The sequence below is a fragment of the Streptomyces sp. NPDC047982 genome, from assembly GCF_043204165.1.
Taxonomy (GTDB): Bacteria; Actinomycetota; Actinomycetes; order Streptomycetales; family Streptomycetaceae; genus Streptomyces.
Window position 1 is genome coordinate 256,089 of the sequence record NZ_JBIDBS010000004.1, and the last position, 26,141, is coordinate 282,229.

25 protein-coding genes are annotated in these 26,141 nt (G+C 72.0%); 9 read left to right on the top strand and 16 right to left on the bottom strand.

The window, feature by feature from the left end; translation table 11 throughout:
* Positions 1 to 140: 140 nt before the first annotated feature.
* The 3 genes from ACGF2V_RS06670 to hisI form a co-directional block, all read right to left on the bottom strand.
* Positions 141 to 800, bottom strand: a complete 660-nt coding sequence (locus ACGF2V_RS06670; RefSeq protein ID WP_362621182.1) for a TIGR02234 family membrane protein — start codon at positions 798 to 800, stop codon at positions 141 to 143.
* An 86-nt stretch (positions 801 to 886) separates the two neighbouring features.
* Complete coding sequence (locus tag ACGF2V_RS06675) at positions 887 to 2,380, bottom strand: anthranilate synthase component I (RefSeq protein ID WP_362621183.1); 1,494 nt, start codon at positions 2,378 to 2,380, stop codon at positions 887 to 889.
* 11 nt (positions 2,381 to 2,391) lie between these two features.
* Complete coding sequence (gene hisI, locus ACGF2V_RS06680; RefSeq protein WP_362621185.1) at positions 2,392 to 2,775, bottom strand: phosphoribosyl-AMP cyclohydrolase; 384 nt, start codon at positions 2,773 to 2,775, stop codon at positions 2,392 to 2,394.
* An 83-nt stretch (positions 2,776 to 2,858) separates the two neighbouring features.
* Between hisI and ACGF2V_RS06685 the strand changes: the two genes are divergently transcribed.
* Positions 2,859 to 3,491 (top strand): TIGR03085 family metal-binding protein, encoded by a 633-nt coding sequence (locus ACGF2V_RS06685; protein ID WP_362621186.1) that lies wholly within the window; start codon positions 2,859 to 2,861, stop codon positions 3,489 to 3,491.
* Between the two features lie 346 nt (positions 3,492 to 3,837).
* On the opposite strand, the gene hisF is transcribed toward ACGF2V_RS06685, so the two are convergent.
* Genes hisF through hisD form a run of 8 tightly spaced genes read right to left on the bottom strand, consistent with a single transcriptional unit; the run spans position 3,838 to position 9,637 of the window.
* Positions 3,838 to 4,593: an imidazole glycerol phosphate synthase subunit HisF gene (gene hisF / locus ACGF2V_RS06690; protein ID WP_362621187.1), complete on the bottom strand. Its 756-nt coding sequence runs from the start codon at positions 4,591 to 4,593 to the stop codon at positions 3,838 to 3,840.
* Positions 4,590 to 4,988, bottom strand: a complete 399-nt coding sequence (locus ACGF2V_RS06695; protein WP_362621188.1) for a RidA family protein — start codon at positions 4,986 to 4,988, stop codon at positions 4,590 to 4,592. Before ACGF2V_RS06695 ends, hisF begins: the two co-directional genes overlap by 4 nt.
* Positions 4,985 to 5,710: a bifunctional 1-(5-phosphoribosyl)-5-((5-phosphoribosylamino)methylideneamino)imidazole-4-carboxamide isomerase/phosphoribosylanthranilate isomerase PriA gene (gene priA, locus ACGF2V_RS06700; RefSeq protein WP_362621190.1), complete on the bottom strand. Its 726-nt coding sequence runs from the start codon at positions 5,708 to 5,710 to the stop codon at positions 4,985 to 4,987. Before priA ends, ACGF2V_RS06695 begins: the two co-directional genes overlap by 4 nt.
* On the bottom strand, positions 5,710 to 6,366 hold the full coding sequence (hisH, locus tag ACGF2V_RS06705) for an imidazole glycerol phosphate synthase subunit HisH (protein WP_362621192.1): 657 nt from the start codon (positions 6,364 to 6,366) through the stop codon (positions 5,710 to 5,712). Before hisH ends, priA begins: the two co-directional genes overlap by 1 nt.
* A 10-nt stretch (positions 6,367 to 6,376) precedes the next feature.
* The gene (locus tag ACGF2V_RS06710; protein ID WP_362621194.1) at positions 6,377 to 6,544 is read right to left on the bottom strand and encodes a hypothetical protein; all 168 of its coding nucleotides are present in this window, start codon (positions 6,542 to 6,544) and stop codon (positions 6,377 to 6,379) included.
* Positions 6,541 to 7,143 carry an imidazoleglycerol-phosphate dehydratase HisB gene (gene hisB, locus ACGF2V_RS06715; protein ID WP_362621196.1) on the bottom strand — a complete coding sequence of 201 codons (603 nt, stop codon included), beginning with the start codon at positions 7,141 to 7,143 and terminating at the stop codon, positions 6,541 to 6,543. The genes ACGF2V_RS06710 and hisB overlap by 4 nt, the downstream gene beginning before the upstream one ends.
* Positions 7,140 to 8,318, bottom strand: a complete 1,179-nt coding sequence (locus tag ACGF2V_RS06720) for a histidinol-phosphate transaminase (protein WP_362621198.1) — start codon at positions 8,316 to 8,318, stop codon at positions 7,140 to 7,142. The genes hisB and ACGF2V_RS06720 overlap by 4 nt, the downstream gene beginning before the upstream one ends.
* On the bottom strand, positions 8,315 to 9,637 hold the full coding sequence (gene hisD, locus ACGF2V_RS06725) for a histidinol dehydrogenase (protein WP_362703864.1): 1,323 nt from the start codon (positions 9,635 to 9,637) through the stop codon (positions 8,315 to 8,317). The genes ACGF2V_RS06720 and hisD overlap by 4 nt, the downstream gene beginning before the upstream one ends.
* Positions 9,638 to 10,010: 373 nt before the next feature.
* On the opposite strand from hisD, the gene ACGF2V_RS06730 reads away from it, so the two are divergent.
* The 4 genes from ACGF2V_RS06730 (at position 10,011) to ybaK (ending at position 14,285) form a co-directional block, all read left to right on the top strand.
* A complete protein-coding gene (locus ACGF2V_RS06730) occupies positions 10,011 to 11,612 on the top strand; it encodes an oxidoreductase (protein ID WP_362621201.1) in 1,602 nt (533 codons plus the stop codon).
* Between the two features lie 293 nt (positions 11,613 to 11,905).
* Positions 11,906 to 12,943, top strand: coding sequence for a hypothetical protein (locus tag ACGF2V_RS06735; protein ID WP_362703867.1), 1,038 nt, complete (start codon positions 11,906 to 11,908; stop codon positions 12,941 to 12,943).
* A 5-nt stretch (positions 12,944 to 12,948) separates the two neighbouring features.
* A complete protein-coding gene (locus ACGF2V_RS06740; RefSeq protein ID WP_362703870.1) occupies positions 12,949 to 13,692 on the top strand; it encodes an LON peptidase substrate-binding domain-containing protein in 744 nt (247 codons plus the stop codon).
* A gap of 89 nt (positions 13,693 to 13,781) precedes the next feature.
* A complete protein-coding gene (ybaK, locus tag ACGF2V_RS06745; protein WP_362621206.1) occupies positions 13,782 to 14,285 on the top strand; it encodes a Cys-tRNA(Pro) deacylase in 504 nt (167 codons plus the stop codon).
* A gap of 261 nt (positions 14,286 to 14,546) precedes the next feature.
* Here ybaK and ACGF2V_RS06750 read toward each other — a convergent pair whose 3' ends face one another.
* The 4 genes from ACGF2V_RS06750 to ACGF2V_RS06765 form a co-directional block, all read right to left on the bottom strand.
* Positions 14,547 to 15,287 (bottom strand): ABC transporter permease, encoded by a 741-nt coding sequence (locus ACGF2V_RS06750; RefSeq protein WP_362621208.1) that lies wholly within the window; start codon positions 15,285 to 15,287, stop codon positions 14,547 to 14,549.
* Between the two features lie 34 nt (positions 15,288 to 15,321).
* On the bottom strand, positions 15,322 to 16,113 hold the full coding sequence (locus ACGF2V_RS06755; RefSeq protein ID WP_392911109.1) for an ABC transporter permease: 792 nt from the start codon (positions 16,111 to 16,113) through the stop codon (positions 15,322 to 15,324).
* A gap of 154 nt (positions 16,114 to 16,267) precedes the next feature.
* Positions 16,268 to 17,242: an ABC transporter ATP-binding protein gene (locus ACGF2V_RS06760; protein WP_362704129.1), complete on the bottom strand. Its 975-nt coding sequence runs from the start codon at positions 17,240 to 17,242 to the stop codon at positions 16,268 to 16,270.
* A 196-nt stretch (positions 17,243 to 17,438) separates the two neighbouring features.
* A complete protein-coding gene (locus ACGF2V_RS06765; RefSeq protein ID WP_362703873.1) occupies positions 17,439 to 18,713 on the bottom strand; it encodes an NYN domain-containing protein in 1,275 nt (424 codons plus the stop codon).
* A gap of 234 nt (positions 18,714 to 18,947) precedes the next feature.
* Between ACGF2V_RS06765 and ACGF2V_RS06770 the strand changes: the two genes are divergently transcribed.
* On the top strand, positions 18,948 to 19,139 hold the full coding sequence (locus ACGF2V_RS06770) for a hypothetical protein (RefSeq protein WP_362621212.1): 192 nt from the start codon (positions 18,948 to 18,950) through the stop codon (positions 19,137 to 19,139).
* 164 nt (positions 19,140 to 19,303) lie between these two features.
* Here the strand turns inward: ACGF2V_RS06770 and dnaE are convergent, their stop codons facing one another.
* The gene (dnaE, locus tag ACGF2V_RS06775; RefSeq protein ID WP_362621214.1) at positions 19,304 to 22,849 is read right to left on the bottom strand and encodes a DNA polymerase III subunit alpha; all 3,546 of its coding nucleotides are present in this window, start codon (positions 22,847 to 22,849) and stop codon (positions 19,304 to 19,306) included.
* A 210-nt stretch (positions 22,850 to 23,059) separates the two neighbouring features.
* On the opposite strand from dnaE, the gene ACGF2V_RS06780 reads away from it, so the two are divergent.
* From ACGF2V_RS06780 to ACGF2V_RS06790, 3 genes are all read left to right on the top strand, one after another.
* Entirely contained in the window at positions 23,060 to 24,385 is a 1,326-nt protein-coding gene (locus tag ACGF2V_RS06780) for a DUF2252 domain-containing protein (protein WP_362621216.1), read from the top strand.
* Between the two features lie 67 nt (positions 24,386 to 24,452).
* Complete coding sequence (locus ACGF2V_RS06785; RefSeq protein WP_362621218.1) at positions 24,453 to 25,172, top strand: hypothetical protein; 720 nt, start codon at positions 24,453 to 24,455, stop codon at positions 25,170 to 25,172.
* A gap of 42 nt (positions 25,173 to 25,214) precedes the next feature.
* Positions 25,215 to 26,030 (top strand): DsbA family protein, encoded by an 816-nt coding sequence (locus tag ACGF2V_RS06790; RefSeq protein WP_362703875.1) that lies wholly within the window; start codon positions 25,215 to 25,217, stop codon positions 26,028 to 26,030.
* Positions 26,031 to 26,141: the final 111 nt, after the last annotated feature.

The following is a 26,141-nucleotide window of genomic DNA, read 5'->3' on the forward strand; positions in this document are numbered from 1 at the left end:
GTGTTGCGCTGTTGGTGTCGCTGTACGCAAAGCTGGTGGCGCTGTGGTGCCGCTGTGCAGAAAGCTGGGCCCATTGTCCCGTACGGACGCGCAGGACGTGACCTGGGGGTCACGGCATGGGTGCCGCTCCCGGCAACGCACTAGCGCGTCGGGTCCTCGCCCCGGTCCAGGGCCTTCCAGAGGTCCTCGGGCCGGTCCGGGTCCGGGGTCCCGCTCGCGGTCCGGCGCGGGCGGGGTGTGCCGTCCCGCTCGTACCGCCCCGATCCAGACATACTGGGCCAGAGTCTGCCGTAGCGCAGGGCGAGCAGCCCGGCGAGGAGGATCAGCAGGCCGCCCGCCGCGGTGACGTAGGGCCAGGGGGTGTGGGCGATGGCCTGGATGGTGGCCGAGGTGTCACCGGTGGTCCGCGCGGCCTTCTCGTCCAGCGCGGAGCTGTCGGAGGCGCCGAGGCAGGCGCTCAGTCCGGCGCCGAGTCCGCTGAGGGCGAGCAGCCCGGCGACGACCAGCCGTCCGCCGCCGCGGACCGCGAAGACGGCGACGAGGGCGGCCAGGCCGACGACGGCGAGGGCCGCGGGAAGGCCGGTGACGTCCTGACCGTCTGCGGTCAGGGGCAGAAAGCCGCCGCCGACGGCCACCCGGCCCTCGGCCCAGACCTGGCCGGAGGCGAGCAGGACGACGGTGGCGCCGACCGCGCCGAGGAGCAGGCCGACGGCCAGGCTGCGGCGGCTTCCCGCGGAGCCGGGTGCGGCGTCCGTGCGGGCGCGGGGCTGGGGTACAGGGACGGCACTCACGTACCCCACTATCCCCCACGGCCCGGTACGCGGCCGGACTCGGGGTCCCGGTATCCCGGTCCCTCCGCTCGCCGCGGGGCGGACCGCCGACCGCCTCACACGCCGCGGAGCCGGTTGGCGGTGTGGACGGCCCGGAGCACCGCCGCGGCCTTGTTGCGGCACTCGGTGTCCTCGGCGACGGGGTCGGAGTCGGCGACGACACCCGCCCCGGCCTGGACGTACGCCGTGCCGTCGCGCAGCAGCGCCGTCCGGATCGCGATGGCGGTGTCGGAGTCCCCGGCGAAGTCGAGGTAGCCGACGCAGCCGCCGTACAGGCCGCGGCGGGTCGGTTCCAGCTCCTCGATGATCTGCATGGCACGGGGCTTGGGGGCACCGGAGAGGGTGCCCGCGGGGAAGCAGGCGGTGAGGACGTCGAAGGCGGTGAGGCCCTCGGCGACGCGGCCGGTGACGGTGGAGACGATGTGCATCACGTGCGAGTAGCGCTCGATCGACATGAAGTCGACGACCTCGACGGTGCCGGGTTCGCAGACCCGCCCCAGGTCGTTGCGGCCGAGGTCGACGAGCATGAGGTGCTCGGCGCGTTCCTTCGGGTCGGCGAGGAGTTCCTCGGCGAGGGCCTGGTCCTCCTGCGGGGTGGCGCCGCGGTGCCTGGTGCCGGCGATCGGGTGGACCATGGCCCGTCTGTCCTCGACCTTGACGAGGGCCTCGGGGCTGGAGCCCACGACGTCGAAGCCGTCGAACCGGAGGAGGTACATGTACGGGGACGGGTTGGTGGTGCGCAGCACCCGGTAGACGTCCAGCGCGCTCGCCGCGCACGGGGTTTCGAAGCGCTGGGAGGGGACGACCTGGAACGCTTCGCCGGCCCTGATGCGTTCCTTCACGTCCTCGACTGCGTCCTGATACGACTCGCCGCCCCAGAGGGCGGTGTACGGGGGCAGCTCGGAGGGCGGGAGGACTGCGGGGGCGTTCTCGACGGGGCGCGCGAGGTCCCGTTCCATGGCGTCGAGGCGGGCGACGGCGTCCGCGTACGCCTCGTCGACGCCGGAGGCGAGGTCGTTGTGGTTGATCGCGTTGGCGATCAGCAGGACGCTGCCGTCCCGGTGGTCGAGGACGGCCAGGTCCGAGGTGAGCAGCATGGTCAGCTCGGGGAGGCGCAGGTCGTCCGCCGCGCTGTCGCCGATGCGCTCCAGGCGGCGCACGACGTCGTAGCCGAGGTAGCCGACCATGCCTCCGGTGAACGGGGGCAATCCGGCGTCGGCGACCAGGTCGCGGGGGGTGTGCAGGGTTTCGATGGTGGCGCGCAGGGCCTCCATCGGGTCGCCGTCGACGGGGACGCCCACGGGCGGAGTGCCCAGCCAGTGCGCCCGCCCGTCCCGCGCGGTGAGGGTGGCGGCGCTGCGTACGCCGATGAAGGAGTAACGCGACCAGGTTCGGCCGTTCTCCGCGGATTCGAGGAGGAAGGTGCCGGTGCGCCCGCCCGCCAGTTTGCGGTAGAGGCCGACCGGGGTGTCGCCGTCCGCGAGGAGTCTGCGGCTGACGGGGATGACGCGGCGTTCGACGGCCAGCTTGCGGAACGTGTCGAGATCCATGGCGCCGAACCCTACTGGGCGAACGGGAGGACATCGGCGTCGAAGCAGGTGCGGTCGCCGGTGTGGCAGGCGGCGCCCTTCTGGTCGACCTTGACGAGGACGGTGTCGGCGTCGCAGTCGAGGGCGACGGACTTGACGGTCTGGGTGTGGCCCGAGGTGTCGCCCTTGACCCAGTACTCGCGTCGGCTGCGGGACCAGTAGGTGCAACGGCCGGTGGTGAGGGTGCGGTGCAGGGCCTCGTCGTCCATCCAGCCGAGCATCAGCACCTCTCCGGTGTCGTACTGCTGGGCGATGGCCGGGAAGAGCCCGTCGGCGCCCCGCTTGAGGCGGGCGGCGATGGCCGTGTCGAGGTTGCTCTGCGGCGTCGGGGTGCCTGGGGCGGGCGCGCTGGTCATACGCCCATTGTGCCGTGGTCGCGGGACGGTCCGGTGCGGCTTTCGCTGGGCGGACCGGGCGCGACGGTCGTACGCTGGCGGGCATGTCGACCCATGCGAAGCGTGAACGACTCCTGCTCGCCGATCTGTTGGAGGCGGCGGGACCGCAGGCCCCGACCCTGTGCCGGGGCTGGACGACCCGGGACCTGGCCGCCCATGTGGTGGTGCGGGAACGCCGGCCGGACGCGGCGGGGGGTGTGGTGCTGGGCGTCCTGAAGAACCGCCTCGACCGGGTGCAGGCGGAGTACGCGGCGAAGCCGTACGAGGAGCTGATCCAGCTCATCCGCACCGGGCCGCCGCGGATGTCCCCGTTCGGTCTGAAGCCGATCGACGAGGTCGCCAACACCGTCGAGTTCTACGTCCACGCGGAGGACGTGCGCCGGGCCCAGCCGGACTGGTCGCGGCGCGAGCTGGACCCGGTCTTCGCCGATCTGCTGTGGTCGCGGGCCGAGCGGACGGCCCGGATGCTGGGCCGCAGGTCCCCGGTGGGGCTGGTGCTGCGCCGTCCGGACGGCCAGACGGTGGTGGCGCACAAGGGCACCCCGGTGGTGACGGTGACCGGCGAGCCGGGCGAGCTGCTGCTGTTCGCGTTCGGCCGCCAGGACGCGGCGGCGGTCGGGCTGGACGGCGAGCAGGAGGCGGTGGCCCGGCTGCGGACGGCGGAGCTCGGGATGTAGGGCGGGCGTACGGGTCTGGTCGGCGCGGGCGTGCCGCTCGGCGCAGCCGGGTGAAGGCCGGACCGGCCGTCGCCACCGCCGCGCACACCGGCGCCCGGCGGCGCCATTCGTCCTCCTGCTTGGCGCGCGTCGCCGCCGACACGTCGCGCAGGACCGCGTCGTCCTCGTCGCTCAGCATCCTGTCGACATCGAGGTCGAGGGTCTTGCCGGTTCCGTTCAGACGCCTGGCAGCACCTCGCCCCGCCGAGACTCGACGGGGCGAAGCAGGTCCCCGGATCGACCAACAGGGTCTGCACACCGCGCCAGGAACGATCGGCCGCCGCCCGGCACTCGATGAGTACCGCGGTCAGCGGACCGGGTGTCCGGCCTCCCGGAGCGCCGCCTTGACCTCGGAGATCCGCAGGTCGCCGAAGTGGAAGACGGACGCGGCGAGTACGGCGTCGGCTCCCGCGGCGATGGCCGGTGCGAAATCGGCGAGCCGGCCGGCGCCGCCGGAGGCGATGACGGGGACGGTCACGTGCTTGCGCACGGCCGTGATCATCTCGGTGTCGTAGCCGTCCTTGGTGCCGTCGGCGTCCATCGAGTTGAGCAGGATCTCGCCCGCGCCCAGCTCGGCGGCCCGGTGCGCCCATTCGACGGCGTCGATGCCGGTGCCCCGGCGCCCGCCGTGCGTGGTCACCTCGAAGCCCCCCGTCGGCGTGCGCCGGGCGTCCACGGAGAGGACCAGGACCTGGCGGCCGAAGCGCTCGGCGATCTCCCGGACGAGGTCGGGGCGGGCGATCGCGGCGGTGTTGACGCCGACCTTGTCCGCACCGGCCCGCAGCAGCTTGTCGACGTCGTCGGCGGTGCGGACGCCGCCGCCGACCGTGAGCGGGATGAAGACCTGCTCGGCGGTGCGTCGCACCACGTCGTAGGTGGTCTCCCGGTCGCCGCTGGACGCGGTGATGTCCAGGAAGGTCAGCTCGTCGGCGCCCTCGACGTCGTACAGCTTCGCCATCTCGACGGGGTCGCCCGCGTCGCGCAGGTTCTGGAAGTTGACGCCCTTGACGACCCGGCCGGCGTCCACGTCCAGGCACGGGATGACGCGTACCGCGAGGCTCATCGCGCGCCTCCCCGGTACGCCTCGACCTCGACCTCGACGACCAGGCTCGGGTCCACGAGGCCCGCCACGATCAGCATCGACGCGGCGGGGCGGACGTCGTCGAACAGCTCCTTGTGGGCGCGGCCCACCTCGTCCACGTCCCGGGCGTGGGTGACGTACATCCGGGTGCGGACGACGTCCTCGCGGCCCAGGCCGAGCTGCTTCAGGGCGTCGAAGGCGACCCTGAAGGAGGTGACGGTCTGCTCGTACGGGCCGCCCGAGGAGATCTGGCCGTTCTCCACCGAGGTGCAGCCGGAGACCAGGACGAGGCCGTTCGGCAGCTGGACCGCGCGGGAGTAGCCGAACTTCTCCTCCCAGGGGGCGCCCGAGGAGACGCGGCTGACGGAGTCGGTCATTCCGAGACCACCCTCAGAGCTTCTTCGAGGGTGAACGCCTTCGCGTACAGCGCCTTGCCCACGATCGCGCCCTCGACGCCGTCCGGGACGAGCGCGGAGAGGGCGCGCAGGTCGTCGAGCGAGGAGACGCCGCCGGAGGCCACGACGGGCTTGTCGGTGGCGGCGCAGACCTTCTTCAGGAGGTCCAGGTTGGGGCCCTGGAGCGTGCCGTCCTTGGCGATGTCGGTGACGACGTAGCGGGCGCAGCCCTCGGAGTCGAGGCGGGCGAGCGTCTCGTAGAGGTCGCCGCCGTCGCGGGTCCAGCCGCGGCCGCGCAGCGTGGTGCCGCGCACGTCGAGGCCGACGGCGATCTTGTCGCCGTGCTCGACGATGACCTTGGCGACCCACTCGGGGGTCTCCAGGGCGGCGGTGCCGAGGTTGACCCGGGTGCAGCCGGTGGCGAGGGCGGCGGCGAGCGAGGCGTCGTCGCGGATGCCGCCGGAGAGCTCGACCTTGATGTCCATGGTGCGGGCGACCTCGGCGATCCGCTCCCGGTTGTCCCCGGTGCCGAACGCGGCGTCCAGGTCGACCAGGTGCAGCCATTCCGCGCCCGCCCGTTGCCAGGCGAGGGCCGCCTCCAGCGGGTCGCCGTAGGAGGTCTCGGAACCGGACTCGCCGTGGACGAGGCGGACGGCCTGGCCGTCGCGGACGTCGACGGCGGGGAGGAGTTCAAGCTTCGGCATTACAGCGTCTCAATCCAGTTGGTCAGCAGCTGGGCGCCGGCATCGCCGGACTTCTCGGGGTGGAACTGGGTGGCCCACAGGGCGCCGTTCTCCACGGCGGCGACGAACGGCTCGCCGTGGGTGGCCCAGGTGACCCGGGGCGCGCGGATCTTGGGGTTGGTGACCTCCAGGGTCCATTCGTGCACGGCGTAGGAGTGCACGAAGTAGAACCGGGCGTCCGGGTCGAGCCCGGCGAACAGCCGGGAGTCCTCGGGCGCCCGCACGGTGTTCCAGCCCATGTGCGGCACGACCGGGGCCTTCAGCGGGCCGACGGTGCCGGGCCACTCGTCCAGCCCCTCGGCCTCCACGCCGTGCTCGATGCCGCGCTCGAAGAGGATCTGCATCCCGACACAGATACCCATGACGGGCCGGCCGCCGGCCAGCCTGCGGCCGATGACCCATTCGCCGCGGGCCCTGCGCAGTCCCTCCATGCAGGCCGAGAACGCGCCGACACCGGGCACCAGCAGCCCGTCGGCGTTCATCGCCGCGTCGTAGTCGCGGGTGATCTCGACGTCCGCGCCGACGTGGGCGAGGGCCCGTTCGGCGGACCGGACGTTGCCGAAGCCGTAGTCGAAGACGACGACCTTCTTCTTCGCGCTCTTCGTGTTGTCGCTCACCGGTCGTACCTCAGTCCCAGAGTCCCTGGATCCGCAAGACGCCCGCGACCAGGCACATCGCGGACCCGATGCCCAGGAGGACGATGACGCTCCTGGGCATCTTCTGCTTCGAGAAGGAGTAGACGCCGCCGGCCAGGAACAGGCCGACGACGATCAGTATGGTGCTGAGGCCGGTCACAGCGCGCCCTTCGTGGAGGGGATGATCCCGGTGGCCCGGGGGTCGTGCTCGCTGGCGTACCGCAGGGCGCGGGCCAGTGCCTTGAACTGGCACTCCACGATGTGGTGGGCGTTGCGCCCGTACGGGACGTGGACGTGCAGGGCGATCTGCGCCTGGGCGACGAAGGACTCCAGGATGTGCCGGGTCATCGTCGTGTCGTAGGTGCCGATCATGGGCGCCATGTTCTCCGGCTCGGTGTGCACCAGGTAGGGACGGCCGGAGAGGTCGACGGTGACCTGGGCGAGCGACTCGTCCAGCGGGACGGTGCAGTTGCCGAAGCGGTAGATGCCCGTCTTGTCGCCGAGGGCCTGCTTGAACGCGGCACCGAGCGCGAGGGCGGTGTCCTCGATGGTGTGGTGGGTGTCGATGTGCAGGTCGCCGTCGGTCTTGACCGTGAGGTCGAAGAGCCCGTGCCGGCCGAGCTGGTCGAGCATGTGGTCGTAGAAGCCGACGCCGGTCGACACGTCGACCGTGCCGGTGCCGTCGAGGTCGATCTCGACGAGCACCGAGGTTTCCTTGGTGGTGCGTTCCACTCTGCCTACGCGGGCCGCGCGGGTCATGCGTCGTGCTCCTTCTTGATCTCACGTGCGGCCGGCGCCGTCGGGGCGTCGGCCGCGGGTCCGTCGAGCAGTCCGTCGACCGCGTCGAGGAACGCGTCGTTCTCCGCCGGGGTGCCCGCGGAGACCCGCAGCCATCCCGGTACGCCGTTGTCCCGGACCAGGACGCCCCGGTCGAGGATCCGCCGCCAGGCGGTGTGGCTGTCGGCGAAGCGGCCGAACTGGACGAAGTTGGCGTCCGATTCGACGACCTCGAAGCCCCTGGCGCGCAGTTCCTCGACGATCCGGTCCCGCTCGCTCTTGAGCTGGGCGACGTATCCGAGCAGCGTATCGGTGTGCTCCAGGGCGGCGAGCGCGGTGGCCTGCGTGATGGAGGACAGGTGGTACGGCAGCCGCACGAGCTGGACCGCGTCGACGACGGCCGGGTCGGCGGCGAGGTAGCCCAGGCGCAGACCGGCGGCGCCGAACGCCTTCGACATGGTGCGCGAGAGCACCATGTGCGGCCGGTCCTCGATCAGCGGGAGCAGCGAGGGGTGGTGGCTGAACTCGCCGTACGCCTCGTCGACGACGACCATCGACGGCCCGGCCGCCTGGGCCGCCTCGTACAGGGCGAGGACGGTGTCGGCGCCTACGGCGGTGCCGGTGGGGTTGTTGGGCGAGGTGATGAAGACGATGTCGGGCCGGTGCTCGGCGATCGCCTTGCGAGCGGCCTCGACGTCGATGGTGAAGTCCTCGTTGCGCGGCCCGGAGATCCAGCCGGTTCCGGTGCCGCGGGCGATGAGGGCGTGCATGGAGTACGAGGGCTCGAAGCCGATCGCGGTGCGCCCGGGGCCGCCGAAGGTCTGGAGGAGCTGCTGGAGCACCTCGTTGGAGCCGTTGGCGGCCCAGACGTTGGCGGGTCCGACCTGGTGTCCGGCGGTGCGGCTGAGGTAGCGGGCGAGTTGCGTGCGCAGCTCGACGGCGTCCCGGTCGGGGTAGCGGTTGAGGTCGCGGGCGGCCTCGCGGACGCGTTCGGCGATCCGGTCGACGAGCGCCTCGGGCAGCGGGTAGGGATTCTCGTTCGTGTTCAGCCGTACGGGCACGTCGAGCTGCGGCGCGCCGTAGGGGGACTTGCCGCGCAGTTCGTCCCGGACGGGGAGGTCGTCGATGCGCACGGGGCGTTCGGGGGAAGTGCTCACCGGTTCGGCACCTTCCATCCGAAGCGGGCCTTGATGGCCGCGCCGTGGGCGGGCAGGTCCTCGGCCTCGGCGAGCGTGACGACGTGGTGCGCCACGTCGGCGAGGGCGTCGCGCGTGTAGTCGACGACGTGGATGCCGCGCAGGAAGGACTGCACGGAGAGCCCGGAGGAGTGGCAGGCGCAGCCGCCGGTCGGCAGCACGTGGTTGGAGCCCGCGCAGTAGTCGCCGAGCGAGACCGGGGACCAGGGGCCGACGAAGATCGCGCCCGCGTTCTTCACGCGCTCGGCGACGGCGGCGGCTTCGGCGGTCTGGATCTCCAGGTGCTCGGCGCCGTACGCGTCGACCACGCGCAGTCCCTCGTCCAGGCCGTCGACCAGGACGATCGCGGACTGCTTGCCGCCCAGGGCCGGGAGGATCCGGTCCTGGACGTGCCTGGTGGCGGCGACCTGCGGCTCCAGTTCCTTGGCGACCGCGTTCGCGAGTTCCTCGGAGTCGGTGACGAGCACGGCCGCCGCGAGCGGGTCGTGCTCGGCCTGGCTGATCAGGTCGGAGGCGACGTGCACCGGGTCGGCGGTGTCGTCGGCGAGGACGGCGATCTCGGTCGGTCCGGCCTCGGTGTCGATGCCGATGCGTCCCGTGAAGTAGCGCTTGGCGGCGGCGACCCAGATGTTGCCGGGGCCGGTGACCATGTCGGCGGGCGCGCAGGTCTCGGTGCCGTGCGCGAACATCGCGACGGCCTGGGCGCCGCCGGCCGCGTAGACCTCGTCGATGCCGAGGAGGGCGCAGGCGGCGAGGATCGTCGGGTGCGGCAGGCCGCGGAACTCCTTCTGCGGCGGGGACGCGAGCGCGACGGAGGCGACACCGGCCTGCTGCGCGGGCACGGCGTTCATGATCACGGAGGAGGGGTAGACGGACCGGCCGCCGGGCGCGTAGAGCCCGACCCGCTCGACCGGGACCCACTTCTCGGTGACGGTGCCGCCGGGCGCGACCCGGACGGTGTGGGAGGTGCGGCGCTGCTCGGCGTGGACGCGGGTGGCGCGCGCGATCGACTCCTCCAGGGCCGCCCGTACGAGCGGGTCCAGTCCGGCCAACGCCTCGGTGAGCGCGGCGGCGGGGACGCGCACCTGGTCCAGGCGCACGTCGTCGAACCTCTCCGCGTACTCGATCAGCGCCGCGTCGCCCCGATGATGCACGTCCTCGCAGATGGGCCGCACCTTCTCCAGGGCGGCTTCCACGTCGAACTCGGCACGGGGCAGCAGGTCGCGCAGGGCACGGCCCCCGGGGAGGGCGTCGCCGCGCAGATCGATTCGAGAGATCACACCGCAATTCTCGCAGACCGCACCCGTCGTCCCGGTGTCCGTATCACTGGCTGATACGTGTCCCCCGCCGCCACCGCTTCACTGGCTGATACGCGCTGCGGACTTACGGCCTCGCCCGCGATGGGCAGAGGGCGACGGGGCGGCGTCCGGGGCTTCGAATCCAAGGCGGAGGAGGGGTCGGATGGGTCTTTCTGCTCGAACGCGGCCGAGAGCTGGGGAAGGAGCGTCGGCGACCGACGACGAAGCAGGAGGCGGAGGTCCCGGACCCGCGACGCCGCTGACCATCGTGGGCGAGGCCGTTACCGCTGCCCCATAGCGTTCATGTCGTTACTCAGAGGGAAGAACAGCTCCGAGAGCGGAAGGGGGTACACCCGTGACCGAAGCGCATGACGGCGACTTCCCGGACGGACTCAGCGCGGCGGAGCTGGGCATGTGGCAGGCGTTCCGGAACGGCAGCACCTACGACCTGCGGGCCCGCGACCCGGCGCGGGACGACCCGTTCGCCCCGTGCGTCTGGGGCCCGGAGCGCAGTGTGGACGGGCGTGTCGTCGCCCGGCTGCTGCTGTCCGGGCCGTCGCCGCGTCCCGGGCGGGTCGCGGCGCTGAAGCTCCGCGGTGTGCGGATCAGCGGCACGCTGGATCTGGCGGGCGGGCGTGTCGCGCCGTACGTCGAGCTGACCGGCTGCCGCTTCGAGAACGAGGTGGTGTTCCCGGAATGCCACTTCACGACGCTGCGGATCGTCGGCTGCGCGATGCCCCGGCTGGAGGCGGCCCGGCTGCGGACCGAGGGCGATCTGCACCTGCCGCGCTGCCGGGTCCGCCGCGGAATCCGGCTCACCGACGCCCAGATCGGCACCGACCTTCTGATCAATCAGGTGGAGATCGGCCCCGACCGCAACGGGCGGGCCCTGGCCGCCGACGGTCTCGCGGTCGCCCAGGACCTCCAGGCGGAGCTGGTGGAGGCGCGGGGCGAGCTGAGCCTGCGCGGGGCGAAGGTCGGCGGTTCGCTCAGTCTGCGCGGCAGCCGGCTGCGCGGACGGGAGGGCCGGCGCGCGCTGAACGCGCCGCAGCTCACGGTGGAGCGGTCGCTGTACATGAGCGAGGCGTGGGTGAGCGTCGACACGGGCAACCAGGGCACCACTCCCCCGTACGGCATCGTCATGGCTCCGACCCCGGCGCGCGGTACGCGTTCGCAGATCTTCGAGTGCCGGGGCGGGGTGCGACTGGACGACGGGCGGTTCGGCGACGCGGTCGACCTGCACAAGGCGCGGTTCGTTCTGGCCCGGCACGAGGAGCTGTCGCTCCGCCGCATCGTCACGCCGGAGCTGCGGTTCAACGCGGAGCGGCCGGAGGAGGGCCGGGTCGTGCTGAACGGCGCGCGGGTGGCCACGCTGATCGACGTGTCGACGAGCTGGCCCGGGCCCGGCGGTCTGGCGATGGGCGGCTTCGTGTACGAGAACCTCGTGCCGTACGGGCACTTCCCGCTCGCCCGGCGCCTGGAGTGGGTGGCCGCGGCGACCCCGGAGTACGTGCCGGAGCCGTACGAACGCCTCGCGACGGTGCTGCGGAACTGCGGCGAGGACGCCGACGCCCGCGAGGTGCTGCTCGCCAAGCAGCGGCGGCGGCGCGAGACGCTGCCGCTCGCCGCGAAGCTCTGGGGGTTCCTCCAGGACTGGACGGTGGCGTACGGCTACCGGCCGGGGCGGGCCGCGGTGTGGATGGCGGTGCTGTGGGCGGCGGGGACGCTGGCCTTCTCGCGGCACGCCCCGGCACCGATCAAGAAGGACGAGCACCCGGAGTGGAACCCCGCGCTGTACGCACTGGACCTGCTGATACCGGTGATCAACCTCGGCCAGGACGGCTACTGGCGGATGAAGGACGGCTGGCAGTGGGGGTCGGCCGTGCTGATCCTGCTGGGCTGGATCCTGGCCACGACGGTCGCGGCCGGCGCCTCCCGGCTGCTGCGCCGCGGCTGAGCCGCACGCCGTGGCCGGACCGCCGCGCCGGGCCTTCGCCGGGACCGGGCGGTCCGGCCCGGTCGGAACGGGCGGTCCGGCCCGGTCCCAATGGTCCGAACGAACTGAACAATCGGGAGGACGGGGAGACGATCGGGCGGGGCGGAAGGGCCGGACACCGTCGGCCACAGCAGCGGGAATCGGACCGCCCCCGCACTCCTTTGCTTTTTGTTGACCCCACTCGGTACAACCCTCGCACTCGGCACCAAAGCTTCACAGCGCCCCACTGGCGCCGTCCCGACCAGCGCCTTTCAATGGTCTGCACCATGCCACTCCTTCGTTCCCTGTTCCGTGCCCCGCGCACGCCCCGGCTCTCCGCCCAGGAGTGCGCCGGGCTGACGGCGGACGACGCGGTGTTGCTCGACGCTCCCGACGAGCGGCTCTCCCCCGCGCTCGTCGCCGCCGCCGTCGGCGCGTACGAACCGGCCGCGGAACTCCTCGCCGCCACCAGGGACGGCGCCGAGTGGGAGAACCGCGACCGGTACCTCGGCCGGCTCGTCACGTTCGCCCGCAACCGTGACGGCTGGCTGACCGCGTGGCTGGCCGCCGCCCCGCTCGACCCCGACGCACTGCTCGTCAAGGCCGAGCTGGCGGTCCGCAGGGCCTGGGAGTCGCCCGTACGGGCCGAGCAGCTGCGCGAGGTGACGCCGCTGATCACCGCGGCGGCACAGAGCGATCCGCGCGACCCGGTGCCGTGGCGGCTCGCGCTCGACCACGCCCGCGGCATCCATGCCACGCACAGCGCGTTCGAGGCGCTGTGGGAGCAGGCCATCCGGCGCTCCTCGCACCATTACGGCTGCCATGTAGCGGCCCTGCGGTATCTCTCCGCCGCCCGGCACGGTTCTCACCGCGAGTGCTTCGACTTCGCCGAGCGGGCCGCCGAGGACTCGCTGCCCAGATCGCTGGTGCGGGCACTGCCCGTGCGAGCGGCGTACTCCCTGCTGGTCGAGGGGCCGGGGGCACGAACCACCTCGGTGCAGCAGGAACGGATCGACGCGGCGGCGGATCCGGCGATCACGCTGTCCGCCTCGTTCGCACCGGGCGACCCCTGGCCCGCCGAGGTCCGCAACCTGCTGGCGTTCGTCCTGGTCGCCCGGGGCCGCTGGGACGCGGCGCTGGAGCAGTTCCGGCGGATCGGGCCCCATGCGACGTCGTTCCCCTGGGCGTCGGTCTCCGAGGACCCGCTGGGACGGTTCCTCGCAGCGCGCGAAGAGGCGCGGTCCCGGGCGGCCGGCGCGGGGCCCCTGCCGGGGCGGGCCCGTAGGGGCCGTCCGCGCGACCATTACGCTTGACCGCTGTGACCCCCGCTCGCCTGCCCCTGTTTCCGCTGAACGCGGTGCTCTTCCCGGGCCTCGTGCTGCCGCTGAACGTCTTCGAGGAGCGATATCGCGCCATGATGCGCGAACTGCTCCGGACCGACGAGGACGAACCCCGCCGTTTCGTGGTGGTCGCGATCCGGGACGGCCACGAGGTCGCCCCGACGGGCACCGGAATGCCGGAGGAGGTGCGCTCCGTTGCCGGACGCGGCCCGGCGGACGGCTTCGGCCCCGACCCGATCCGGGCCTTCCACCCGGTGGGCTGCGTCGCCGATGCGGCGAAGATCCGGGAACGGCCGGACGGCACCTTCGAGGTCCTCGCGACCGGGACGACTCGGGTCGAGTTGCTCTCCGTCGACGCGAGCGGCCCCTTCCTGACGGCGGAAGTCCGCGAACTGGACGAGGAACCGGGCGAGGGTGCGGGCGCGCTCGCCGAGGGCGTGCTGCGGGCGTTCCGCAGCTATCAAAAGCGCCTGGCCGGAGCGAGCCGGCGGTCCCTGACGACGGGGGCGGAGCTACCCGACGACCCCTCGGTCGTCTCCTACCTGGTCGCGGCGGCGGCCGTGCTCGACGTCCCCGCGAAGCAGCGGCTGCTCCAGGCCCCCGACACCGCCACCAGGCTGCGCGAGGAGCTGACGATGCTGCGCGCCGAGACCGCCGTGATACGGCATCTCCCGTCGCTGCCCGCCGTGGAGCTGACGCGCGCCCCGACCCACCCCAACTGACCGACCGGACCGGGCGGGCGGACCGATCCGCCCCGGCCGACGGACGGATCGCTCCTCCCGACGAACCGACCACCCGAGGAACCCTCACCGTGGCGAAGAAGCCGAAGAAGCAGCACCCGTCCGGCGGCACCCCGGCGACGGTCGCGCTGACCGCGGCCGGTGCGGCCTTCACCGTCCACGCCTACGACCACGATCCGGCGTCGGCCTCGTACGGCGAGGAGGCCGCCGAAGCCCTGGGTGTCTCCCCCGACCGGGTCTTCAAGACCCTGGTCGCCGACGTGGACGGCACGCTCACCGTTGCGGTCGTCCCGGTGGCCGGCACCCTCGACCTCAAGGCCCTGGCCTCCGCCGTGGGCGGCAAACGGGCCGCGATGGCCGACCCGGCCGCGGCGGAACGCACCACCGGTTACGTGCGGGGCGGCATCTCGCCGCTGGGCCAGCGCAAGCGGCTGCGCACGGTACTGGATGCGTCGGCGCGGTCGCACGGGACGATCTGTGTGTCGGCGGGACGCCGCGGCCTCGAGGTCGAACTGTCCCCCGCCGATCTGGCGTCGCTGACGGGGGCGGTGTTCGCGGAGATCGGCCGCGGGTGAGGGCCTGCCCCCGGAGGACGCCGACAGTGCCCGCCCGCCCCGGCGGCCCACCACGCGCCCGGCCTGCGGACGGGGCGCGGGACCGGCTCCGACCCGATGGGGGGGCCGGCCGGCCCGCAGAGGCTCGGCCGACCAGTACGGGGGCCCGGCCGACCGGCGGAGAGAGCCGGTGAACCGACAGCGGGGGCGGCGGACCGGCGCGGGCGCAGCCGCGTTCGACCGTGCTGGGCGGCCTCTTCCCCCCGCCTCTTCGCCTCCGGTCTACGCCCCGGTCGGCGGCACCGGCGGCGCGCCCCCGCCGGGGCCCGTCCCCGGCCCGTCGGCCCCGTGTCCCGCGCCCGGGACCGGGCCACCGGCCGCCCACCCCGGAAAGGTGCCCCACTCCGGCTCCGGGTCCCTCGGCCCGAACAGCGCGGTCAGCGCGAGGTGTACCACCATCGCCGCCACCGGCCAGGCCAGCCACGCCGCGGCCGCCGTCCTCAGTTGGAGCGGCGCGTCGAAGACCACGCCCTTGCCGACCGCCCGCGCGTGCGCGACGACGTCCTGGTCCGGCCCGAGCCACACACCGAGCCGCCAGGCAAGCAGCGAACCGAGCACCCCGCCCACCGCGAGCGCCACCACCACCGCGACGCCGCCGCGGCGCCGGAACCAGAAGACCAGCGCGGCGGAGAGGGCCCCGAACGCCAGGGCCAGCAGCACGAACGTGCCGTCGGCACCGATCGCCTCCTCGCCCTCGCTGTCCTGGAGGAAGACGGCCGTGCCGTCCGAGATCAGCGGAACCCTCGGCGCGAGCCACACCCACAGGAGCCCGAGCCCGGCACCACTCGCGGTCACCAGAAGGGCGACGGCCACCGCGCGCAGCAGTTCCGCGCCGGAGCCCCCCTCGCCGTCCGGAGCCGACCAGGATCCGGGACCGGCCTTCCCGGGACCGTCCCAGTGCTGCGGGGTCTGCCAGGGTTCGTTGGAGGAGGGCCGGTGGGGCGGCGTCAGAGGTGCGGTCACCGTGCCATCGTGCCAGGCGTCCCCGCGCACCGCCTCATCGGACCGCTGCCCTGCGGTACGCCCAGGTGGCCACGGCCAGCGACAGGACACCGACGACCGCGCAGACGGCGAGATCCAGCCCGACGGCCGTCCAGTCCGGGTGGGCGTCGAAGGAGCGCGCGAGCGCCTCGACCCCGTACGTCGACGGCAGCAGATCGCGCGCCCAGCCGATCGGCACGGGCATCCGGTCGGCCGGCAGGACACCGAGCAGCAGCGCCGCCGACATGCCCAGTTGCCCGAGCAGGGTGGCCAGCTCCTGCCGGGGCGCGAGCAGCCCCAGCGCGGCGCCGAGCCCGGCGAGCGCCGCCCCGGACAGCGGGATGACGGCGACGAGCACCCACAGGTGCGTCAGCGGAAGTCCGAACAGCACGCTCCCCGTCACCGCCGTGACGATCGTGCCGGGCACGGTGAAGGAGGCGTACGCCCCTGCCGCGCCCAGCACCACGGCGGCGGGCGGCACGGGCAGGGTGGCGTAGTGGTCGAGCCCGCCCCCGGCCCGCAGCTGCCCGAAGTACTGGGCGAGCAGGTTGAGCGCGACGAACGCCACCACGAGGACGCTGGCCCCGGCGACGACCGCCCGTGCCTCGGAGCCGCCGTCGACGACCCCGCGCATCAGCACCATGATCCCGACGGATTGGAACGTCGCGACGAAGAGCAGCGGAATGCGGGCCACCCGCGCCCGGGACAGCTGGGCGCGGTACACGGCCGCGAGCGAGGGGAACAGCCGGGCCCGCGGCGCGAGCGGCACGGGGGGCGCCCCGTCGTGGCCGTCGCCGCCGTCGGCCAGGACGTCGGCGGCGGACCCTGCCGGTCCGGTCACCGCCTGTGCGGGAACGATGCTCGTCACCTGGCGCTGCTCCTGTCCGCTCGCCGCCCGGCCACGCACGCGCATCCGGCCGCCCCTGCCGCCCCCGACACCTCGGCCGTACCGACCGCCCAGGTCACGACTTCACCAGTCCCTTGCCCACGACGCCGCCGAGCGCGAGATAGACGTCCTCCAGGCTGGGCGTGGCCAGGGTGAAGTCGTCGAGCGCGGCGAACGCCGCCCCGCCGGTCACCGCGGCGACCGCGGCCCGCGCCTCGTCGGGCCCGAGCCGCAGCACCCAGCGCCGCCCGGACTCCTGCGCCGAGCGGCGCAGCGCCGCCACCTCGGGGACGTCCAACGGCGCCCGTTCGCGCCACACCAGCTCCACCCGGACCTCGCCGGCGACGCTCTCCTTGAGACCGTTCGGCGTGTCGCAGGCGATGACCCGGCCGTGTTCGATCACCGCGACCCGGTCGAGGACCGTCTCGGCCTCGATCACGTTGTGCGTGACCAGCAGGACGGTCGTACCGCGCTCGGCCCGGCGCCGGTCGACGGCGGCCCACACCGCGCGGCGCGCGACGGGGTCCATACCGGTGGTCGGTTCGTCCAGGACGAGCACGGGCCGCTCGCCGACCAGCGCGGCGGCGAAGCAGGCGAGCCGCCGCTGTCCCCCGGAGAGCTTCTTCAGCGGGCGCCCGGCGATGCCGGTGAGGCCCAGTTCGTCGAGCACGTCGTCGCGCTCGGCACGGGCCTCGGCCACCGCGAGACCGCGCAGCCGTCCGGTGGTCTCGGCAGCGAGCGACACGGTCAGTTCGTCGAGGGCGGTGGACTCCTGCCCGAGGTAGCCGATCAGCCGGGAGGCCCGTTCGGGATGGCGCACGAGATCGTGGCCCAGCACCGTGACGGTGCCGGAGTCGGGCCGCATCAGCCCGGTGAGCTGCCGTACCAGGGTGGACTTCCCGGCGCCGTTGGGGCCGAGCAGTCCGAAGATCTCGCCGCGCCGAACGTCCAGGCTGACGCCGTCGGTGGCGCGGACCTCCGGTGTGGCCGGTGTGCCGCGACGGCCGCGTGCGGCAGGGTAGGTCTTGACCAGGTCACGCACCGCGCACACGGTCCCGGTCGCCGTCTGCGCCTGTGCTGTGCCCGTACTCACGAGGTACGAGAGTACGGGGTCGCAGGGCCCCGATCACGCCCGGGGCCGTGCCCGTCCGGCGCCGACACCGCTCCCACCGGCCGCTTCGCCCGTCCGCATGCCCGGCGCCCCGCGGGCGCGGACGGAGCGCGTCCGGTCCCGGGCGCGGACGCCGTCAGTCGCCGGAGGAACCCGCGCGCTCCGGCACCGAGGCGTTCCCCGCCGCCGCGCGTACGTCGATCTCCCGCCAGAATCCCGCCCGGATGGCATAGCGGTCGTGCTCGTCGATCTGGTCGTCCTTGTGGGCGAGCAGGCCGAAGCGTGCCGCGTAGCGCAGCAGTTCGCCGTCGATGCGGTGCGGGACGCGCGGATACATCGTCGACAGCTTCTGCAGATGGGTGTGATCGGACAGCCGCTCCATCCAGCGGCGGGCGAAGACCTGGCCCACTTCGAAGGGGTCGCCGCCGACAGTGGTGATGTCCTCCTCCCGGTCCGCCCAGCGCTGCTCGGCGCTGGTGAGCTGGGCCAGCGTGGGGAGGCATGCGGTGTCGGCGGGTTCGCCGAGCGCTCCGCCGCGCTCGATCCAGCCCTTGTCGGAGGACCAGCGCAGCGTGGCGCCCGCGGGCGTGGACGGGGCGGGGGGCTGGGCGCCGGGGCCGCGCAGGCTGCCCGCCAGGTCCTTCGGGGTGGGGACGCCTCTTGCGCCGGGTCCGGGCCGCTCGGGGGTGTCGGCCTCCTCGGACTGGGGGGCGTTCCCGTCGGCCTCGGTCGCCGCGCGCGCCTCCGAAGCCCGCTCGGCGGACGCGGCGAGGGCCGCCTCCGGAAGCGGCGCGGAGAGGATCGCGGCGATTTCCGGACCGGGCGCGGGCTGCGGCGCGCAGACGCCCCCGGTCTCCTTGGCCCGCACGGCCCGGGTGATCCAGGTCCGGTCGAGCACCCGGCGTTCGTCGGCCTCGGCGACCAGGTCCTCGGACTGGTTGTAGTCGCCGTCGGCGGCCTGCACCGCCCACAGGTGGACGGCGACGCCGTGTTCCTTGGCGGACATCAGGCCCGGCAGCAGGTCGCCGTCCCCGGTCACCAGCACCACGTCGGAACAGGCCCGGTTCCTGGCCAGTTCGGTGAGCTCCGCGTGCATCGCGGCGTCGACGCCCTTCTGCGCCCAGCGCCCGTCGCTGCGGGTCAGGGCGCCGAGCCGGACGGTCACCCGGGGCATCACGCGCAGTCTGCGGTGCTCGGGCTGCGGCACCCGGTCGGGGGCGCCGTCGAACCAGTAGATCCGCAGCAACGGCTGCCGCGTATCGGCCTCCGCCAGCTCGCGCAGCCCCCGGATGAGGGCCGCGTGGTCGACGGTGATACGGGAACGGGCAGGTTCCCCGGCCAGCAGGCTCGCGGCCGCACCCAGCAGGTAACCGGCGTCCACCAGGACGACGCAACGGTCCACGCGTTCCACCCTCTTCCGGGAGTTCGGGTGTGGTTTTTGCGAAGAGTTTCCTTCGAGTCTGCCCGAATACGCGCGGGTAAACGGCCGGAACTCGATCATCGGCGTGGCGAACCCGGGAGGGGCGAATTGTACACCATCACTAGATCGCCGCTACGCACGGTAATGATCCAACATGCATGGTTTATCCCCTCATGTGAGTCTGAACGCGGTCCTGGCCCCGAGAGTCCCCCCAGGAGGAACACCATGGCCAAGAACAAGAACCGCAAGCAGGGCAGCCGGCAGAACCGCGCGTCCGCTCCTCAGCAGGGCGCGGACGAGGCCAAGCAGACCGCGTACGAGTCGCAGATACAGCCTCAGTCGCCGTCTCAGTCGCAGGCCCAGGGCAGCCCCGCCGATGTGGCCCGTAAGCACCAGCGCCGCTTCGGCCACAACTGACCGGGCGGATTCCGGTCCGGCGACAGGCCGTGCGACCGACGGGGGCGCCCCCGCCCGTTGAGCGGGGGCGCCCCTGTGTGCCCGTGTCTTCCGTGCCCGCACGTCCCGGTGCATGTCCGGTGCGTGTGTCCGGCGTGTGTGTCCCGCCGCGTCGCGGGACCGGTTCAGCCGGCCAGGCAGGACGGTCCGAGCAACACCTTCAGGTCGCCGTAGAGCGCCGGGTCGGGCTTCACCCGGTGCCGGTCGAGCCGGAGCACCGTGGTCTTGCGGGGGCCCTGGAGCCTGATCCGCACCTCGGTGTCGCCCCGGTGGTTGCCGAGCACCTCGCCCAGGCGGCTGACCAGGGGCGGGGTGACCTTGACGGTGGGGATGGTCAGGATCACGGGGGCGTTGGTGCCAGCCGCCGAGACGTCCGGAACCTGCATCTCCATCGCGACCAGCCGGGGCACGTCCTCGCGCTTGTCGAGGCGGCCCTTGACGAACACCACGGTGTCCTCGACGAGCTGGGTGGAGACCAGCTGGTAGGTGGCCGGGAAGAACATGCACTCGATGGAGCCGGCCAGGTCCTCGACGGTGGCGATCGCCCAGGCGTTGCCCTGCTTGGTCATCTTGCGCTGGAGGCCGGAGATGATGCCGCCGACGGTGACGATGGCCCCGTCCGCGTGCTCCCCGCCCGTCAGCTGGGAGATCGAGGCGTCGGCCTTGTCGGACAACACGTGTTCCAGGCCGAAGAGCGGGTGGTCGGAGACGTAGAGACCGAGCATCTCGCGCTCCTGCGCCAGCAGGTAGGACTTCTCCCACTCGACGTCGGAGAACTCCACGTCGAGCCCGAAGCCCGGCTCGGAGGCGCCGTCGCCCGCCTCGCCCATGCCGCCGAAGAGGTCGAACTGGCCCTCGGCCTCCTTCCGCTTGACCTGCACCACGTTGTCGATCATCGGTTCGTGGTGGGCGACCAGGCCCTTGCGGGTGTGCCCCATCTCGTCGAAGGCCCCGGCCTTGATCAGCGACTCGACGGTCCGCTTGTTGCAGACCACGGCCTCCACCTTGTCCAGGAAGTCCGGGAAACTGCTGTACTTCCCCTTCGCCTTGCGGCACCGGATGATCGAGTCGACCACGTTCTGGCCCACGTTGCGCACGGCCGTCAGGCCGAAGAGGATCACGTCGTCGCCCTGGGCCGCGAAGTTCGACAGGGACTCGTTCACGTTGGGCGGCAGCACCTTGATGCCCATGCGGCGGCACTCGTTGAGGTAGACCGCCGACTTGTCCTTGTCGTCCTTGACCGAGGTCAGCAGCGCCGCCATGTACTCGGCGGGGTAGTTCGCCTTCAGGTACGCGGTCCAGTACGTGACCAGGCCGTACGCGGAGGAGTGCGCCTTGTTGAACGCGTATCCGGCGAACGGGACCAGCACGTCCCACAGGGCCTGGATCGCCTCGTCGGAGTAGCCCTTCTTCTTGGCGCCGGCCTGGAAGAGGACGAAGTTCTTCTCCAGTTCCTCGGGCTTCTTCTTGCCCATCACGCGGCGCAGGATGTCGGCCTCGCCGAGCGAGTAGCCGGCGACGATCTGGGCGGCCTTCTGCACCTGCTCCTGGTAGACGATCAGGCCGTAGGTCAGGCCGAGGGTCTCCTTGAGCGGCTCCTCCAGCTCCGGGTGGATCGGGGTGATCTCCTGGCGGCCGTTCTTGCGCTCGGCGTAGTTCGTGTGCGAGTTCATGCCCATCGGGCCCGGCCGGTACAGGGCCGAGACGGCGGAGATGTCCTCGAAGTTGTCGGGCTGCATCTGGCGCAGCAGGGAGCGCATGGGCCCGCCGTCGAACTGGAACACGCCGAGCGTGTCACCGCGGCAGAGCATGTCGTACGTCTTCGGGTCGTCCAGCGGCAGGCTGAGCAGGTCCAGCTTGACGCCCTTGTTGCTCTCCACCATCTTGACGGCGTCGTCCATGATGGTGAGGTTGCGCAGGCCGAGGAAGTCCATCTTCAGCAGGCCGAGCGACTCGCACTGCGGGTAGTCCCACTGCGTGATGGTGACGCCGTCGGTGTGCCTCACCCAGACCGGGGCGTGGTCGACGATCGGCTCGCTGGACATGATCACGCCGGCGGCGTGCACGCCCATCTGCCGGACCAGGCCCTCCACACCCTTCGCGGTGTCGATGACCTTCTTCACGTCCGGTTCGTTCTCGTACATCCCCCGGATCTCGCCCGCCTCGCTGTAGCGCGGGTGCTTGGGATTGGTGATGCCGTCGAGGTCGATGCCCTTGCCGAGGACGTCGGCGGGCATGGCCTTGGTGAGCCGGTCGCCCATCGCGTACGGGTAGCCGAGGACGCGCGCGGAGTCCTTGATGGCGTTCTTCGCCTTGATCTTGCCGTACGTGCCGATCATGGCGACCTTGTCGGCGCCGTACTTCTCCGTCACGTACCTGATCACCTCGACGCGCCGGCGCTCGTCGAAGTCGATGTCGACATCGGGCATCGAGACGCGCTCGGGGTTGAGGAACCGTTCGAAGATCAGTCCGTGCTCGATCGGGTCGAGGTCGGTGATGCCCATCGCGTACGCCACGATCGAACCGGCCGCGGAGCCTCGGCCGGGGCCGACCGCGATGCCGTTGTTCTTCGCCCACATGATGAAGTCGGCGACCACGAGGAAGTAGCCCGGGAACCCCATCTGGATGATGACGTCCATCTCGTACTCGGCCTGCTTCTGCCGGTCCTCGGGAACGCCGCCCGGGAAGCGGCGGGCCATGCCGCGGCGGACCTCCTCCTGGAACCAGGTGACCTCCGTGAAGCCGTCCGGGATCTCGAACTTCGGCATCAGGTCGCGCTTCTCGAACATGCCGCCGGTGTCGATCTGCTCGGCGACCAGGAGCGTGTTGCGGCACCCCTCCTGCCAGGCGTCGGAGGAGTCGATGGCGTACATCTCGTCGGTCGTCTTGATGTAGTAGCCGGTGCCGTCGAAGCGGAAGCGGTCCGGGTCGGAGAGGTTCTTGCCGGTCTGGATGCACAGCAGCGCGTCGTGGGCGGTGGCCTCGTGCGCGTAGGTGTAGTGCGAGTCGTTGGTCACCAGCGGCGGGATGCCGAGCTTCCGGCCGATCTCCAGGAGCCCGTCACGGACCCGGTGCTCGATGTCGATGCCGTGGTCCATCAGCTCCAGGAAGTACCGTCCCTCGCCGAAGATGTCCTTGTAGTCGGAGGCCGCCTGGAGCGCCTCGTCGAACTGGCCGAGGCGCAGCCGGGTCTGCACCTCGCCCGAGGGGCAGCCGGTGGACGCGATGAGGCCCTCGGACCACTGGGCGATGGTCTCCTTGTCCATGCGCGGCCACTTCTGCAGCCAGCCCTCGGCGTACGCGTCCGAGGACAGCCGGAAGAGGTTGTGCAGGCCCGTGCTGTTCGACGCCCAGATCGTCTTGTGGGTGTAACCGCCGGAACCCGAGACGTCGTCGCGCTTCTGGTGCGGCTGTCCCCAGAGGATCTTCCGCTTGTGTTTGCGGGACTCCGGGGCGACGTACGCCTCGATCCCGATGATCGGCGTCACGCCCGCCTTCTTCGCCGAGTGGAAGAAGTCGTACGCCCCGTGCAGGTTGCCGTGGTCCGTCATCGCGATGTGCGTCATGCCCATCTCGTTGCACGCGTTGAACATGTCCTTGAGCCGCGCGGCACCGTCCAGCAGCGAGTACTGGGTGTGGACGTGAAGGTGCGTGAAGGGCGGCTTGCTCACGGCGGTGGGCCTCCGAAGTGCGGGCGCGGCGCGGAGCGCCTCGATGAGGGGCGACGGGCGGGCGGGCTGCGGGTGACGGGTGGGGACAGCGTTGGAGTCTACGTCTCCGGGAAGAACCGCGGGGCACTCCGCGACGCGGTCGCGCGTTGGAGGTGCTGGGAAAACCGTCCCGTTCGTCCATGCACGTCAGGCACCAGGAGGCACCCACAGATGTCGGAACCGCAGACCGGCGCGGCGCAGCGCGGGGAGCAGATTCTCGAGGTCTTCGACACCGCTTTCGGCGAGCTGCTGGCGGCGGACCCCGCCGCCTTCCGAGTGAAGTTCCGCAGGATGGCCGGTTCGGCGTTCGCCTTCTACCGGGGCACGGCGTGCCTGTTCTACCGGGACCTGGAGCGGGAGCGGCACGGCGGCCCGTATCTGGACGAGCGGACCGGCCGGGTGTGGATCCACGGCGATCTGCACGCGGAGAATTTCGGCACGTACATGGACGCCAACGGCCGGCTGGTCTTCAACGTGAACGACTTCGACGAGGCGTACGTCGGTCCGTTCACCTGGGACCTGAAGCGGTTCGCCGCCTCCGTCGCGCTGATCGGCTACGCGAAGGCGCTGAGCGACGACCAGATCACGGAGCTGGTCCGGATCTACGCGGCGGCCTACCGGGAGCGGATCCACGCCCTGGCGACGGGCGCCAAGACCGACGAGCTGCCGCCGTTCACGCTCGACACGGCCGAGGGGCCGCTCCTGGCCGCGCTGCGTGACGCCCGGTCGCAGACGAGGTTCTCGCTGCTGGACTCGATGACGGAGATCCGGGACTTCGAGCGCCGGTTCGCGGCGGGCGGCGGCGCGATCGACCTGGACGCGGCGACGCGCTACAAGGTGCTGGCCGCGTTCGACGGCTATCTGGAGACGCTCCCGGAGTCGAGCCTGACGCGTCCCGACTCGTACCGGGTGAAGGACGTCGTGGGCCGTCGTGGCATCGGTATCGGTTCGGCCGGGCTGCCGTCGTACAACATCCTCCTGGAGGGCAACAGCGACGCCCTGGAGAACGACGTGGTGATCTATCTCAAGCAGGCGCAGACCCCGGCGGTCTCCCGGCACATCACCGATCCGGCGGTGCGCGGGTACTTCCACCACGAGGGCCACCGCACGGTCATCTCGCAGCGCGCCCTCCAGGCGCACGCCGACCCGTGGCTGGGCTGGACGGAGCTGGACGGCTCCGGGCAACTGGTCGCCGAGGTGTCGCCGTACGCGGTGGACCTGGACTGGTCGGACATCGACGAGCCGGAGGAGATCGCCGCGGTCGTCGCCGACCTGGGCCGGGCGACGGCGACGATGCACTCCGCGGCGGACGACGAGAGCGGGCACTCGCTGGTGCCGTTCTCCACGGAGCGGGCGATCGACGCGGCGATCGCGGTGGACGAGGAGGGCTTCGCCGAGCTGCTGGTGGACTTCGCCCACGCGTACGGGTCGCGGGCTCGCGCCGACCACCAGATCTTCGTGGACCTCTTCCGCAACGGCCGCATTCCGGGGCTGTAGGCGTTTGGCAAGCCGAAGGCCGCCCACCCCTTCGGGCTCACAGATTCGCATGGGACACTCCTCGACGATGGACATCTCCGGGACGCAGCTCAGAGTCGTTCGCGCGGCGCTCTTCACGGCGCTCGTCGTGACGCTCTCCACCGCGTCCCACGTGCTGCTCTCCCGGCTCCCGCTGCCGCTGACCGCCGTCGCGCTGCTGGCCGGCGCGGTCTTCGCCGTGGCGTACGCGCTGGCCGGCCGGGAGCGCGGTTTCTGGGCCATCGCCGGGCTGCTGGTGCCGCTGGAGCTGGCCGCCGACACCTTCTTCACCACCGGTCAGCACCTCTGTTACGGCGCGGCGGGCGGCCCGATCGCGGGGCCGCTGCGCTCGGTCGGGGTGGACGTGCTGTGCGGCGGCGCCGTCGGCGCCGGTGCGTCACCGGCCGCTCACATCGGCGCCCCGCTCGCCTCGGTGACCGGTGCCGGGCACACGGCGGCCACGCTGCTGGCCTCCCCCGGCCCCGCGGTGCCGTGGCTGCTGCTCGCCGCCCATGTGTCGGTCGGGCTGCTCGCCGCGGCCTGGCTCCGGCGCGGCGAGTCCGCGCTGGTTTCCCTGCTGGGGGCGGCCGCCACCCTGGCATTCCGGCCGCTGCTGGTCGCCGTCGCCGTGGTGGGCGCGACCTGCCGCTCCGTACGCCTCAAGGTGCGCGCCACCGACCACGGCCCGCACCCGCTCCTGCGCGCCCGTCTGCTCGTGCACTCCGTGGGACGGAGGGGACCACCGCGCTCGGCCCGCGCCACCGCCTGAGCACGTACGTCCCCGAAGACCTATCACCATGGAGAGAGCAACATGAGCAACCGCAACAGCCAGGCCAACAAGGCGGCGGCCCGCGAGCGTCTGCGCGCCGAGCGCGAGCGGCAGGCCAAGCGTGAGAAGACCCGTCGGCAGGTGGTCGTCGGCCTCTCGATCGTCGGGGTGCTGGCGATCGCCGGCGGCGTCGGCTGGGGTGTCATGCAGATGAACAAGCCGTCCCAGTGGGAGGCGGCCAAGGACGAGAAGAAGGTCACGGCGCCCAAGAACACCTCGGGCGAGAACGGCACGAGCGTCGTCATCGGCAAGCCGAGCGCCAAGAAGACGCTGGAGCTCTACGAGGACGCGCGCTGCCCGATCTGCGGAACGCTCGAGCAGACCATCGGCAAGACGGTGCACGAGGACGTCGACGCCGGAAAGTACAAGATCAAGTTCGTCGGTGCCACGTTCCTCGACGACATGACCAACGGCGAGGGCTCGAAGAACGCGTTGAGCGCGCTGGGTGCCGCGCTCGATGTCAGCCCGGACGCCTTCCTCGACTACAAGTACGCGCTCTACTCCGCGAAGTACCACCCGCAGGAAGCCGACGACAAGTTCAAGAAGGACTCCTACCTGATCGAGATCGCGAACACGGTCGACGCGCTGAAGGGCAACAAGGAGTTCCAGAAGAACGTCGAGGACGGCACGTTCGACGCCTGGGCGATGAAGATGTCCGCGGCATTCGACAAGAGCGGCGTGCAGGGCACCCCGACGCTGAAGATGGACGGCAAGACGCTCACCGGATCGGACGGCAAGAACGCCCCGATGACGGTGGAGGAGTTCAACACCGCGATCGACGCAGCGCTGAAGGGCTGAGACACGCACGCCGCACCGGAACCGCGCGTTCCGGGCGGAACAGGGCCCTCCGCGTGACCAATTCCTGACGGCTGTTCAGCAAAGGGCAGGCGAACTTCCTTCGTTCGCCTG

Excerpts from the sequence above, each read along its gene's own strand:
- ACGF2V_RS06675 (WP_362621183.1), bottom strand. The coding sequence starts at position 2,380 with ATGGATCTCGACACGTTCCGCAAGCTGGCCGTCGAACGCCGCGTCATC.
- hisI (WP_362621185.1), bottom strand. The coding sequence starts at position 2,775 with ATGACCAGCGCGCCCGCCCCAGGCACCCCGACGCCGCAGAGCAACCTC.
- ACGF2V_RS06685 (WP_362621186.1), top strand. The coding sequence starts at position 2,859 with ATGTCGACCCATGCGAAGCGTGAACGACTCCTGCTCGCCGATCTGTTG.
- hisF (WP_362621187.1), bottom strand. The coding sequence starts at position 4,593 with ATGAGCCTCGCGGTACGCGTCATCCCGTGCCTGGACGTGGACGCCGGC.
- ACGF2V_RS06695 (WP_362621188.1), bottom strand. The coding sequence starts at position 4,988 with ATGACCGACTCCGTCAGCCGCGTCTCCTCGGGCGCCCCCTGGGAGGAG.
- priA (WP_362621190.1), bottom strand. The coding sequence starts at position 5,710 with ATGCCGAAGCTTGAACTCCTCCCCGCCGTCGACGTCCGCGACGGCCAG.
- hisB (WP_362621196.1), bottom strand. The coding sequence starts at position 7,143 with ATGACCCGCGCGGCCCGCGTAGGCAGAGTGGAACGCACCACCAAGGAA.
- ACGF2V_RS06735 (WP_362703867.1), top strand. The coding sequence starts at position 11,906 with ATGGTCTGCACCATGCCACTCCTTCGTTCCCTGTTCCGTGCCCCGCGC.
- ACGF2V_RS06770 (WP_362621212.1), top strand. The coding sequence starts at position 18,948 with ATGGCCAAGAACAAGAACCGCAAGCAGGGCAGCCGGCAGAACCGCGCG.
- ACGF2V_RS06780 (WP_362621216.1), top strand. The coding sequence starts at position 23,060 with ATGTCGGAACCGCAGACCGGCGCGGCGCAGCGCGGGGAGCAGATTCTC.
- ACGF2V_RS06785 (WP_362621218.1), top strand. The coding sequence starts at position 24,453 with ATGGACATCTCCGGGACGCAGCTCAGAGTCGTTCGCGCGGCGCTCTTC.
- ACGF2V_RS06790 (WP_362703875.1), top strand. The coding sequence starts at position 25,215 with ATGAGCAACCGCAACAGCCAGGCCAACAAGGCGGCGGCCCGCGAGCGT.